Below are 12,242 nucleotides of genomic sequence, written 5' to 3'. Positions count from 1 at the left end.
ATCAGCCCCAGAGTTTTTCCAGTTCGTACAGGTGGCGGCTTTCTTCCTGCATCACATGTACGATCACATCACCGAGGTCTACCACTACCCAATCGGCGTCGTTTTCGCCTTCAACGCCCAGTGGCATCAGCCCGGCAGCGCGGGATTCCTGCACAACATGATCGGCGATGGAGGTGACATGACGGCTGGATGTACCAGTGCAAATAATCATGCAGTCAGTGATATTGGATTTCCCTTTTACATCAAGGGTTACGATATCCTGACCTTTCAAATCGTCTAGTTTATCAATAACGAAATCTTGGAGTGCTTGGCCTTGCAAAGGTTCCCCCTTTGATAAGTGGTTAATCAGCCGGTTACGCGGACTGGCTTGGTGGCATCAGTGAGAACAGCCGTTTCTCCGCTATGAAAGTGCGGCGGCAGGGCAGATGATTTTCCTGCGGCTGAAACCAGCGGCGGAGTATATCACGGCCTTATAGTGAGTGGTATCGACGCGTAGCTATAGGTAGAGTCCTTGTGTGTCAATGTACTTCAGCACACTTTCAGGCAACAGGTCATGGCAGTCGATGCCCTGTTGCCGACGCTGACGGATTTCAGTGGCCGAAATCGACACGAGCGGCGTATGGGCGAGGTAAATCAGCCCATGACGCTGGCGGTGTAACTGTTTAGCATCATCGGTCTGGTGGTCGGCCAGCCAGGACTCTAGCTCGGCGGTATCCAATGGCCGACGATAGCCAGGGCGGGCACACACCAGCAGATGACAGTAATCCAGTATTTCCTGCCAGCGATGCCAGCGATGCAACGTCAGCAGTGAGTCCTGACCAATAATGAATGCCAGAGGCGCACTGTCGCCTTTTTCAACGCGCAGCGTTTCCAGCGTATCAATGGTGTACGACGGCGTAGCGCGCTGCAATTCACGATCATCGACCTGAAACAACGGATTACCGCGTATCGCCAGTTCGACCATGGTTTTGCGCTGGGTCGCGCTGGCTTCTGGCTGTTCTCGGTGTGGCGGTACGTTATTAGGCAGCAGAATAACATGCTGAAGGCCGGTTTCCTGCGCCAGCGCAGCGGCTGGACGCAGATGTCCATAGTGAATCGGGTCAAACGTGCCGCCAAAGTAGGCGGTCAGAGGAAGGGTAACCGGGGATGTCGACAAATCGCTATACCTCAAGCAGGCTGTCAGGCAGCGCTTTACCGCACAATATCATCGACAGCGTTTCCAGTTCGGCCCAGACCGGTTGCCCATAATTTTGCTTCAGAGTGATCTCCAGTCGGCTCAGCAGGGTAATCGCTTGCTGTAATTGCGTCAACGACAGGCGTTGCAACGCCTGCGTCAATAGTGGCCGACGGTTTTGCCATATCTTGTGCTGGTCAAGCAGGGTGCGCAACGGTGTGGTTGCCATGTGCCGTTTTAGCTGTAGCAACAGCAATAATTCCCGCTGTACGGTGCGCAGCAGGATAACCGGTTCGCAATCTTCCAGACGTAATTGCTGCAAAATGTGCCATGCTCGCTTGCTTTTGCCGCCGAGAAGCGCATCCAGCCAGTGGAATGGCGTAAAGTGAGCAGCATCATTCACTGCTTGTTCGACTCGCGGCAACGTCAGTTTGCTGTCCGGATACAGCAGCGATAATCGCTCCAGCGCCTGTACTAACGCCAGCATATTTCCTTCATAACAGTAGCAAATTAGCTGGCTGGCGGCGTCATCCAGTTCCAGTTTCATGTGTTTAGCGCGTTGCGCTACCCAACGGGGAAGCTGTTCCTGTTCGGGCGTCATACAAGGAACGTACACGCCCTGCTGTGACAACGCTTTAAACCAGGCGCTGTTTTCCTGTGCTTTAGAGAGCTTACTGCCTCTTACTATCAACAGAATATCGGAATGTAGCAATGTGGAGAGCTTGACCAGTTGCTCGCTGGCAGGGGCGCCGGGACCGGTGTCTGGCAGTATCAATAACAGGGTCTGGCGGGAGGCGAACAAACTGAGTGCCTGACAGGTAGAAAAAATGGCATCCCAGTCGGTGCTGTTATCCAGCGTGAAACTGAAATGCTCCAGAAAATCCTGCTGACGGGCGATAGTACGGATCTGATCCTGGCTTTCTTGCAGCAATAACGGTTCATTGCCAAACAACAGATAGCAACCGCGCAGCCCCTCATGGAGCTGCGCGGTGAGTTGTTCGGGATAGAGACGAATCATTGGTGCGCCGGAGTCACATTCTTAGCAGTCGCTTGCTGATTGCTTTTTATGTTCTGGCTGCCTTTGATGGTCAATAGCTTACGCACCAGTTGCTGAGCTGCCTGTTGACGCATTTCCTGCAGGATAATCTCCTGTTCGGCCTCTTTAGCTAAGGCCGCGAGTGGATTATCAAAGAAGGAACGGAAAACCGTCACATTCAGTGGATAAATATCGTCCCCTGGAATCAGCACTTGTGCTTTCAGCTCCATAACAAATTGATACTCTGCCGTTTTTCCGTCCTGGAAAATTGAGACCGTGCTGCGTGACAGGGTTTCGCCCAGATAACGCAGTGACGGAATGTCCTTGCGTTTGGTGTCTTCAGACACCTGGATATTGTTAAGACGCAACTGCTCACGAATAGCTCTGGTCGTCGGGCCATAGGGATCGCCGCTATCTAGAATCAGATTATGCAACTGCGTGGGGAGTTGAGTCGTGCCGCGTAGATGAAAACCGCAACTGGCGGTCATTAAGACCGCCAGCCCCAGCACCAGCGTTAGAAACGGGTGTCGCACAGTACCTCCTTGCCTTAACCTACAACCAGGTTAAGCAGTTTGCCCGGAACGAAAATCACCTTGCGGACAGTCACGCCATCCAGATATTTTGCCACCAGCGGTTCCTGTGCTGCACGCTCACGAACCTGCTGTTCGGTGGCATCGGCTGCCACAGTAATCTTGCCGCGGACTTTACCGTTGACCTGCACCACGACCAGACGAGAATCCTCGACCATTGCCTGCTCGTCTGCGACCGGCCAGGGCGCCTGATCGATGTCGCCTTCGCCTTTCAGTTCATTCCACAGCACGAAACAGGCGTGCGGGGTGAACGGGTACAGCATCCGCACCACTGCCAGCAGTGTTTCCTGCGTCAGCGCACGATCCTGTTCAGATTCTTGCGACGCTTTAGCCAGCTTGTTCATCAACTCCATAATCGCTGCGATAGCGGTGTTGAAAGTTTGGCGACGACCGATATCGTCAGTCACCTTGGCGATGGTTTTGTGCAGGTCTCGACGCAGCGCTTTCTGCTCTTCTGTCAGTGTCGCTGCATCCAGTGGTTGGGTAGCGCCTTTTCCGGTGTGGTCATAGACTTGTTTCCATACGCGCTTCAGGAAACGGTTGGCCCCTTCAACACCGGACTCCTGCCACTCCAACGTCATTTCTGCCGGAGACGCGAACATCATGAACAAGCGCACGGTGTCGGCACCGTAGCGTTCCACCATGACTTGAGGGTCAATGCCGTTGTTTTTGGATTTCGACATCTTGCTCATACCGGCATACACCAGTTCACGACCTTCGTTGTCGAACGCCTTGATAATGCGGCCTTTATCATCGCGCTCCAGCGTAACGTCGACCGGTGATACCCAGATACGCTCGCCGTTATTGCCAGAATAATAGAAAGCATCGGCCAGTACCATTCCCTGGCACAGCAGGCGTTTCGCTGGTTCATTGGAGTTCACCAGACCAGCGTCACGCATCAGCTTGTGAAAGAAGCGGAAATACATCAGATGCATGATGGCGTGTTCGATACCACCTATATACTGATCCACCGGCAGCCAGTAGTTAGCAGCAGTTGGATCGAGCATCCCTTGATCATATTGTGGGCAGGTATAACGTGCGTAATACCATGACGACTCCATAAAGGTATCGAAGGTGTCGGTTTCACGCAGTGCCGGCTGACCGTTGACCGTGGTTTTGGCCCATTCAGGATCGGCTTTAATCGGGCTGGTGATGCCGTCCATGACCACGTCTTCCGGCAGAATGACCGGCAACTGGTCTTCCGGTGTTGGGATTACCGTGCCGTCTTCCAGCGTCACCATCGGGATAGGCGCACCCCAGTAACGTTGACGGGATACGCCCCAGTCACGCAGACGGTAATTGACCTTACGTTGGCCAACACCCAACGACACGAGCTTGTCGGCAATGGCGTTGAACGCGGCGTCAAAATCCAGGCCGTCAAATTCACCGGAATTAAACAAGCGACCTTTTTCAGTCTGCGCCTGAGCGGACAGATCCGGCTCGCTGCCATCTGTTGCCAGAATAACCGGTTTCACCGGCAGGTTATATTTGTGGGCGAATTCCCAGTCGCGTTGGTCATGCCCCGGTACTGCCATTACCGCACCGGTGCCGTACTCCATCAGCACGAAGTTGGCGGCCCATACCGGTACGTTTTCGCCGGTCAGCGGGTGGATGGCGAACAGACCGGTGGCGACGCCTTTTTTCTCCATCGTCGCCATGTCGGCTTCCGCTACTTTGGTGTTGCGGCATTCAGCGATGAAGTCTTGCAGCGTCGGATTGTTTTCCGCCGCTTTTAACGCCAGCGAGTGACCCGCCGCTACGGCGACATAGGTTACGCCCATGAAGGTATCTGGACGCGTAGTGTAAACCGTCAGCGTATCGTCGCCGTCCGCGATCCGGAAAGTGATTTCCACTCCTTCAGAGCGACCAATCCAGTTTCGCTGCATGGTTTTGACTTGCTCCGGCCAGCTTTCCAGCGTATCGAGCTCGTTGAGCAACTCATCGGCATAAGCGGTGATTTTGATAAACCACTGGGGGATTTCCTTGCGTTCTACTTTGGTATCGCAACGCCAGCAACAACCATCGATCACCTGCTCGTTGGCCAGTACGGTCTGGTCGTTAGGGCACCAGTTTACCGCTGAGGTTTTTTTGTAAACCAAGCCTTTTTCGTACAATTTGGTGAAAAACCACTGTTCCCAACGGTAGTAATCCGGCTTACACGTTGCTACTTCGCGATCCCAGTCATAACCGAAACCCAGCAGTTTCAGCTGGTTTTTCATGTATTCGATATTGGCGTAGGTCCAGGGCGCCGGTGCCGTCTTGTTTTTCACCGCCGCGCCTTCTGCTGGCAGGCCGAAGGCGTCCCAGCCGATTGGCTGCAGCACGTTTTTGCCCAGCATACGCTGGTAGCGGGAGATCACGTCGCCGATGGTGTAGTTACGCACATGGCCCATGTGTAGACGGCCAGAAGGATAAGGCAGCATGGAAAGACAATAGTATTTTTCCTTGCCGGGTTCTTCGGTCACTTTGAAAGTCTGTTTTTCTTGCCAGTGAAGCTGGACGTGTGCTTCGATCTCTTCTGGGCGGTATTGCTCTTGCATGGCTGCCAGTGGTCCTTAGTGAAAATTGCTACCTCGGTAGCATGTTTTATTTCATTTTAAAAGATCCGCATAGCATAGCTGATAAGCGACTGGCTCAACAACCGCTAGAGGCGCTCAGTGGCTGATTTATACGGCTTTGGTAACGAAGAACGCTGTGGGACGTGGCTGAATGCCAAGGATTGGGAAGCGGCTCCCGGTGGCATCGGAAAAATCATCTACACTAGGCAGTGTTACGCATTATTGCGGGACGTAGTCCAGGCTGAGCAGGCCCGTCGATAAGCGCTTTACAGGCTAAGGAGTTACGATGAGCAAAGTGGTTCAGTATTACCGGGAGCTGATGTCCGCCGTTACCGAATGGTTAAGTCGCGGCGAGCGGGACATAGGTAAACTGATGTCGGATGCCAGGCGTCAGTTGCAGGAAACCAATGAGCTGACACAAAAGGAGATTGAACAGGTAATACTGGCGCTCCAGCGTGATCTGGAAGCGTTCTCCATTAGTTACGAGGAGAGCCAGAATACCTTTTCTGACAGTGTGTTCGTGCGTGTTGTTCGCGAAAGTGTGTGGCAAAATCTGGCGGATATCACCGACAAGACGCAACTGGAGTGGCGCGAAGTGTTCAAGGATGTGAGTCATCACGGCGTATATAGCAGTGGTGAAATCGTCGGACTCGGTAATTTGGTGTGCGAACAATGTCACCATCACATTGCTTTTTATACACCTGAAGTGCTGCCGCGATGCCCGAAATGCGGCCATGACCAGTTTCATCGTCAGCCGTTTTCGCCTTGAGTGTCGGGTAGAAAAACAAGGGTGCCGACGCACCCTTGTTTTTGAATGAAGCAAGGCAAATTAATGCAGAATTTTTGCCAGAAAATCTTTGGCGCGATCAGAACGCGGGTTACCAAAGAAGTCCTCTTTGCGGGTGTCTTCAATGATTTTGCCTTCGTCCATGAAGATGACGCGATGCGCCACTTTGCGGGCGAACCCCATCTCATGGGTCACCACCATCATGGTCATACCTTCCTGTGCCAGTTCCACCATCACATCCAGCACTTCGTTGATCATTTCCGGGTCGAGCGCCGAGGTCGGTTCGTCAAATAGCATTGCTACCGGGTCCATACACAAGGCGCGAGCGATCGCCACACGTTGTTGCTGGCCGCCGGACAACTGCCCAGGGAATTTGTTGGCATGGGCGGACAGACCGACACGCGTCAGCAGTTTCAATCCTTTCTCGCGGGCCGCCTCTTTGTCGCGCTTTAGGACCTTCACCTGCGCCAGTGTGAGGTTGTCAACGATAGACAAGTGTGGGAATAGCTCGAAATGCTGGAACACCATACCGACTTTGGCGCGTAATTGTGCCAGATTGGTGCGTTTATCGTTGACAGTGATGCCGTTAACTTCGATCTGACCTTGCTGGATGGACTCAAGGCCGTTAACGGTTTTGATTAAGGTCGATTTCCCGGAGCCGGAAGGTCCGCAAACCACCACCACTTCACCTTTTTTCACCTCGGTGGAGCAGTCGGTCAGCACCTGAAATTGACCATACCACTTAGAAACATTTTTCAGGAAAATCATCAAACCGTCCTTCTCTTCAAATAATTGACCAGCATCGACGCCGAGAGGCTGATAACAAAATAGACAAACCCGGCGAACAGGATCATTTCTACCTGAGTGCCATCACGTTCGCCAATGGTGGATGCGGTACGGAAAAAGTCCGCCAGACTCAGCACATACACCAGCGAGGTATCCTGAAACAGCACAATACCCTGAGTTAGCAGTAAGGGTATCATGGCCCGGAACGCCTGAGGCAGAATCACCAGTTGCATGGATTGCCAGTGGGTCATTCCCAACGCCAGCGCTGCTGAAGCCTGGCCGCGAGAAATGCTCTGGATACCGGCGCGGATAATCTCGGAATAATAGGCCGCCTCGAACAACGAAAAGGCTACCATAGCCGACACCAGCCGAATATCGGTTTTCGCAGACAGGCCAAGCACATTTTGTAATAAGCTCGGTACAATCAGGTAGAACCATAACAGCACCATGACCAGCGGTACTGAGCGAAACAGGTTGACGTATAGTGTGGCAAACCAACTGATAGGTTTGACAGGCGACAGGCGCATCACCGCCAGCACGGTCCCCCAAATGATTCCCACCACCACTGCGGTTAGGGTGATCTCCAGCGTCACGCCCATTCCATTGATCAAATAGGGCAGGCTGGGCGGAATTGAACTCCAGTCAAAGTTATACATTTATTTGCTCCCCAGGTTGCCCGGCAAACGGGTTTTACGCTCTACAATCTGCATCAGCAGCATGATGATGACGTTGATGCCAACATAGGCCAGCGTAATTGCGCTGAACGATTCGTAGGCGTGGGCAGAATAATCCAGCAGTTTGCCAGCCTGAGCCGCCATATCCATCAGACCAATGGTGGAAGCGATGGCGGAGTTTTTTACCAGGTTGAGCATTTCCGAGGTCAGTGGCGGCACAATGACCCGATAGGCGTTGGGTAACAAGACATAACGGTAGGTTTGGGGAAGCGTCAGGCCGATCGCCAGACCAGCCGCCTTCTGGCCGCGTGGTAATGACTGAATGCCTGCCCGCACTTGCTCGCACACACGCGCAGCGGTGAACATGCCCAGACAAAACATGGAAGAGAGGAAAAACTGAATATTGGGGTCCAGCTCAGCCTTAAACCACATGCCGATTTTGGTTGGCAATAATTCCGGCACCACCAGATACCAGCTAAAAAACTGTACAATTAACGGTACATTACGAAACATCTCCACATAGCAGGTGCCGATGCCAGCCAGCAGACGATGCGGGACGGTACGCAGAATACCCAGCAGTGAACCCAACAGGAAGGCGATGACCCAGGCACACAAGGAAAGCGACACGGTGACCTGCAGGCCGGAAATAATCCACCCCAGATAAGTGGTATTTCCGAACGGAGCAGGTTGCAGGAAAATACCCCAGTTCCAATCTATTGACATAATGAACTCCGGTAAAAAAAGGGTAGCGTCCGCTACCCCGAAGATTGGTGAGTGGCTCATGGATTCGCAGAATGGGGAACGGCCACGCTGCGCCTGTCTGTCTTGCCACGAATCAGCAATCGGAAGGCAGATTACTGCCCTTTATTGTCATTATTAATTCGGTTATAGCGCCTTATCGTTCGGTGCTTTGAACAGAGCTTTCATGTCATCGGACAGCTCAAAGTTCATGTTCAGGTTTTTCGGTGGAATCGGTTTTTTGAACCAGGTGTCGAACCATTTTTCAGCTTCGCCGGAGGTCTGAATCTGGCTTACGGTCGCATCCACCAGTTGTTTGAATTGAGCATCGTCTTTACGCAGCATACAGCCGTAGGCTTCACGGGATTGCGGTGTACCAGTGATAACCCATTCATCCGGAGCTTTGGCTTTGGCGCGCTCACCTGCCAGCAAGGCATCGTCCATCATGAAGGCTACAGCGCGACCACTTTCCAGCGTGCGGAACGAGTCGCCATGGTCTTTGGCGCTGATGATGCGCATGTTGAGCTTTTTCTCTTCGTTCATCTTGTTCAGCAGCACTTCAGACGTGGTGCCGGACGTGACAACGACGGCTTTACCTGCCAGATCGCTGAAATCTTTGATGCCAGAGTCTTTTTTGGTCAAAAGACGTGTGCCGATGATAAAAATGGTATCGGAGAAGGCGACTTGCTGCTGGCGTTCCAGGTTGTTGGTGGTGGAGCCGCATTCCAGATCATAGGTGCCGTTTTGCAGCAGTGGGATACGGTTTTGTGAGGTAATGGGGATTAGTTTTACTTGCAGGTTCGGCGCATCAAGTTTTTTCCTGACCGCTTCAACAATTTTGTCGGAGTATGCCTGAGAATAGCCTACCACTTTCTGCTGGTTGTCATAGTAGGAAAACGGCACTGACGATTCACGATGACCAAGAACGATAACACCACTGTCTTTGATTTTTTTCAGGGTGCCCGTCAGCTCTTCTGCATGGGCCAGACTTCCGGTTACCGAGATCAACAATAATGACAGTGCCAGTTTACGCAATTGCATGTTTTAACTCCTTTGTTGTTGTGAACGATGGCAATCATGGATGATGTAGCCTTGGGGTTCAGGCCAGCCATGTTGTGCACCGCTAAAGAGCGAATAAAACGCTGCCATATTTAAAAATAGCGGATTGTAAACATATTGAAACGGGAATGTTTGTTTTTTGCGAGGCGTCACGCACCAAATTGCTGCAATAAAAAACTTATGGCACTAGTTTGGTGCAGTTCATGCCCTGATGTTGTGCTGTTTCAGGACTGAGAATGGCTGCAAATGTACAACGCAAGGCGTTTCATCTTAATAGTTAGCAAGTAATGTGCCAAAAACGAAACAAGACATGTCTAAGCATGTCTTGTATCTGGTGGAGAGTAAAAGCTGTCATCAGCGCGAACGGGAGCGATGTACCAGCGCGGCGAGTCCCAATAGCGTTTCCAGTAGCCACAGCGGCCAGGAGCCGAACCTGGCATAAGGTGTGATGCCGGTTGCGGGTGTTACGTTCGTTTCCAGCACACTTCGGGTAAACTGAGGCAGGCTGGCGTTGATGCTGCCATCAGGCGCGATAACCGCTGTTACCCCATTGTTGGTGGATCGCAACAGTGGGCGCCCCAGTTCCAGCGCCCGCATCCGTGCCATTTGAAAGTGTTGCCAGGGACCAATTGAGTTGCCGAACCAGGCATCGTTGGAAATGGTCAACAGCATATCGGTGTCGGCGCGGAAATTGTCGCGTACCTGTTGCCCCAGGATTACCTCATAACAGATAGTGGCGGTCAGCCGATAGCCGTTGACGATCAACTGCGGCTGACGATAATCGCCGCGGCTGAATGCGGACATCGGCAGATCAAAGAACGGAGCCAGTGGGCGCAGCAGGGTTTCCAGCGGCACAAATTCGCCAAACGGCACCAGATGATGTTTGCTGTAACGGTTGGCGGTAGGGTAGCGATACGGTTGCTGATCGCCCAGCACAATGATGCTGTTATAGAAATCGGTGCGATTATTTTCCCGGCGAGCATCGACGATGCCGGTAATCAGGCTGCTGTGATGTTCGCGCAGGATAGCGTCCAGTTGCGTCAGGTAATCCTGCTGGCGAATTTCGACATCCGGAATAGCTGATTCGGGCCAAATTACTAGCGGGGCTTTGTCCATCACTGACAGGGTGTTGTCGAAATAGATTTTCAGCGTGTTGAACAGCTCGTTCGGGTCCCATTTCAGCGCCTGTGGAATATTCCCTTGCACCATGGCGACGTTGACTGTGCGCTCCGGTTGCAGTTTGTACCATTCAAGCGAGCGTAGCGGCCATGGCAGCATCAATAAGGCAATCGCCATCAGCGTGGGCTGCCAGCGGCGTTGTGTCAGCCCCAGCACCAGCAAACCGCTGATAACCATAAGCAGGAAGGTGAGGGTATCGACTCCTGCTATTGGTGCAATACCTTTCAGCGGGCCATCAATCTGGCTGTAGCCAAATTGCAGCCAGGGAAAGCCGGTCAGCACCCAGCCGCGCAACAGCTCAGTGACCTGCCACATGACGGGGGCTGCCAGTGCCAGCCGCCAGACAGTGGCTCGTGGCCACAAACGTGTAAGCAGCCCGGCAAACAGCATCGGATACAGCGACAGGTAAAGCGCCAACAGCACCACCAGACCGACATTTATCGGGCCAGGCATACCACCAAAATCAGCGATGCTGTAGTAAACCCAGTGGATACCGATGCCGAACAGGCCAAACCCCCAGCAAAAGCCAATAGCGACCGACTGACGTACGCGTCGGTTCAGCGTCAGGCCTTGTAGCCCCATCAGGGAAATAATAGCGGCAGGCCAGAAGTCGTAAGGAGAAAACGCCAGTGTGCCGCAGGCACCGAATAAAAGCGCCAGCAGGAGGCGAACCTGCTGGCGTTGCAATAATGAGGCGACTGCCATGAATGAATTAATCTTCCAGTTGCGGTTGCGGAACATCGTCAGGGATTCTGACATGAACCTGAATAATACGGCGACTGTCTGCCATGGCAACTTTGAACAGGTAACCGTCTATGTCGATGGTTTCCCCACGTGCCGGCAGGTGGCCGAAAGATTGCATCACCAGACCGCCGATGGTGTCCACTTCTTCGTCGCTGAATCGGGTTGCAAAGACCTTATTGAAGTCTTCGATAGGCGTCAGGGCACGTACTGTATAAGTCTGACGGTTTAGCTGGCGGATATCGCGATCTTCCTCGTCATCGTATTCGTCTTCGATTTCACCGACGATGAGTTCCAGAATATCTTCAATCGTCACCAGCCCGGAGACTCCGCCAAATTCGTCGATGACGATGGCCATGTGGTAGCGCAGGGAGCGGAATTCGTTAAGCATCCGGTCCACTCGCTTGCTTTCTGGCACCACCACGGCAGGCCGTAACACTTTCTCCATGCTAAACGGTTCGGAATTGCTGCGCATGAATGGCAGCAGATCCTTGGCCATCAGAATGCCTTCGATATGGTCCTTATCTTCGCTAATGACCGGGAAGCGAGAGTGGGCTGATTCGATGATCACATCAAGACACTCTTCCAGCGTCTGGTTGTGTTTAAGCGTAATCATTTGCGAACGCGGGATCATGATGTCACGCACTCGCTGTTCGGCAATGTCCATCACCCCTTCCAGCATGTCGCGGATTTCGGGGTCAATCTGTTCCGAATCACGGATCAGCGCCAGCAGATCGTCGTGCTCTTTGGATTTGCCGTGAAAAATCTGGTTAAGAAAAAGAGAAAAAAATCCCTTTTTAGGACTGGGGGTATCGCTGTTGGTAGAATGGTCGTCGCTCATGGCGTCAGTTAATATCACTCTTGTTAAGAAATGATGACCAGCGGTGAATGATGCTAAAAATGTACCGCCGCTGGCGTCA

Annotated in this window: 12 protein-coding genes; 1 reads left to right on the top strand and 11 read right to left on the bottom strand. The window is 52.7% G+C overall.

All coding sequences use genetic code 11. From position 1 onward, the window contains the following. Window position 1 precedes the first annotated feature (1 nt). From rsfS to leuS, 5 genes are all read right to left on the bottom strand, one after another. Window positions 2–319 carry a ribosome silencing factor gene (gene rsfS / locus Dpoa569_RS12890; RefSeq protein WP_042869449.1) on the bottom strand — a complete coding sequence of 106 codons (318 nt, stop codon included), beginning with the start codon at window positions 317–319 and terminating at the stop codon, window positions 2–4. A gap of 177 nt (window positions 320–496) precedes the next feature. Continuing rightward, on the bottom strand, window positions 497–1,171 hold the full coding sequence (gene nadD, locus Dpoa569_RS12885) for a nicotinate-nucleotide adenylyltransferase (protein ID WP_050569423.1): 675 nt from the start codon (window positions 1,169–1,171) through the stop codon (window positions 497–499). Continuing rightward, window positions 1,161–2,192 carry a DNA polymerase III subunit delta gene (gene holA, locus Dpoa569_RS12880; protein WP_042869452.1) on the bottom strand — a complete coding sequence of 344 codons (1,032 nt, stop codon included), beginning with the start codon at window positions 2,190–2,192 and terminating at the stop codon, window positions 1,161–1,163. The genes nadD and holA overlap by 11 nt, the downstream gene beginning before the upstream one ends. Next, window positions 2,189–2,743, bottom strand: a complete 555-nt coding sequence (gene lptE, locus Dpoa569_RS12875) for an LPS assembly lipoprotein LptE (protein WP_042869454.1) — start codon at window positions 2,741–2,743, stop codon at window positions 2,189–2,191. The genes holA and lptE overlap by 4 nt, the downstream gene beginning before the upstream one ends. A 14-nt stretch (window positions 2,744–2,757) precedes the next feature. Then, a complete protein-coding gene (gene leuS / locus Dpoa569_RS12870; RefSeq protein WP_042869456.1) occupies window positions 2,758–5,340 on the bottom strand; it encodes a leucine--tRNA ligase in 2,583 nt (860 codons plus the stop codon). Between the two features lie 304 nt (window positions 5,341–5,644). Here leuS and Dpoa569_RS12865 point away from each other — a divergent pair, with 304 nt between their 5' ends. Further along, window positions 5,645–6,127, top strand: coding sequence for a zinc ribbon-containing protein (locus Dpoa569_RS12865; RefSeq protein ID WP_042869458.1), 483 nt, complete (start codon window positions 5,645–5,647; stop codon window positions 6,125–6,127). 60 nt (window positions 6,128–6,187) lie between these two features. Here the strand turns inward: Dpoa569_RS12865 and Dpoa569_RS12860 are convergent, their stop codons facing one another. From Dpoa569_RS12860 to corC, 6 genes are all read right to left on the bottom strand, one after another. Next, the gene (locus Dpoa569_RS12860) at window positions 6,188–6,913 is read right to left on the bottom strand and encodes an amino acid ABC transporter ATP-binding protein (protein WP_042869460.1); all 726 of its coding nucleotides are present in this window, start codon (window positions 6,911–6,913) and stop codon (window positions 6,188–6,190) included. Continuing rightward, window positions 6,913–7,587, bottom strand: coding sequence for a glutamate/aspartate ABC transporter permease GltK (gene gltK, locus Dpoa569_RS12855; RefSeq protein ID WP_042869462.1), 675 nt, complete (start codon window positions 7,585–7,587; stop codon window positions 6,913–6,915). The genes Dpoa569_RS12860 and gltK overlap by 1 nt, the downstream gene beginning before the upstream one ends. Next, complete coding sequence (locus Dpoa569_RS12850; RefSeq protein WP_042869463.1) at window positions 7,588–8,328, bottom strand: amino acid ABC transporter permease; 741 nt, start codon at window positions 8,326–8,328, stop codon at window positions 7,588–7,590. 162 nt (window positions 8,329–8,490) lie between these two features. Further along, a complete protein-coding gene (locus tag Dpoa569_RS12845; protein WP_042869465.1) occupies window positions 8,491–9,384 on the bottom strand; it encodes a glutamate/aspartate ABC transporter substrate-binding protein in 894 nt (297 codons plus the stop codon). A 372-nt stretch (window positions 9,385–9,756) separates the two neighbouring features. Continuing rightward, complete coding sequence (gene lnt / locus Dpoa569_RS12840) at window positions 9,757–11,286, bottom strand: apolipoprotein N-acyltransferase (RefSeq protein ID WP_042873843.1); 1,530 nt, start codon at window positions 11,284–11,286, stop codon at window positions 9,757–9,759. A gap of 7 nt (window positions 11,287–11,293) precedes the next feature. Next, on the bottom strand, window positions 11,294–12,163 hold the full coding sequence (gene corC, locus Dpoa569_RS12835; RefSeq protein ID WP_042869468.1) for a CNNM family magnesium/cobalt transport protein CorC: 870 nt from the start codon (window positions 12,161–12,163) through the stop codon (window positions 11,294–11,296). Between the last annotated feature and the right edge of the window lie 79 nt (window positions 12,164–12,242).

It is taken from the genome of Dickeya poaceiphila (assembly GCF_007858975.2).
GTDB classification, from domain to species: domain Bacteria; phylum Pseudomonadota; class Gammaproteobacteria; order Enterobacterales; family Enterobacteriaceae; genus Dickeya; species Dickeya poaceiphila.
The sequence above is the reverse complement of the archived record's forward strand: the minus strand, read 5'-3'. Positions and strand labels throughout refer to the sequence as shown.

Bases quoted from the DNA above. Each gene is read 5' to 3' on its own strand.
- holA (WP_042869452.1), bottom strand. From the start codon at position 2,192: ATGATTCGTCTCTATCCCGAACAACTCACCGCGCAGCTCCATGAGGGG.
- leuS (WP_042869456.1), bottom strand. From the start codon at position 5,340: ATGCAAGAGCAATACCGCCCAGAAGAGATCGAAGCACACGTCCAGCTT.
- Dpoa569_RS12865 (WP_042869458.1), top strand. From the start codon at position 5,645: ATGAGCAAAGTGGTTCAGTATTACCGGGAGCTGATGTCCGCCGTTACC.
- Dpoa569_RS12860 (WP_042869460.1), bottom strand. From the start codon at position 6,913: ATGATTTTCCTGAAAAATGTTTCTAAGTGGTATGGTCAATTTCAGGTG.
- gltK (WP_042869462.1), bottom strand. From the start codon at position 7,587: ATGTATAACTTTGACTGGAGTTCAATTCCGCCCAGCCTGCCCTATTTG.
- Dpoa569_RS12850 (WP_042869463.1), bottom strand. From the start codon at position 8,328: ATGTCAATAGATTGGAACTGGGGTATTTTCCTGCAACCTGCTCCGTTC.
- Dpoa569_RS12845 (WP_042869465.1), bottom strand. From the start codon at position 9,384: ATGCAATTGCGTAAACTGGCACTGTCATTATTGTTGATCTCGGTAACC.
- lnt (WP_042873843.1), bottom strand. From the start codon at position 11,286: ATGGCAGTCGCCTCATTATTGCAACGCCAGCAGGTTCGCCTCCTGCTG.
- corC (WP_042869468.1), bottom strand. From the start codon at position 12,163: ATGAGCGACGACCATTCTACCAACAGCGATACCCCCAGTCCTAAAAAG.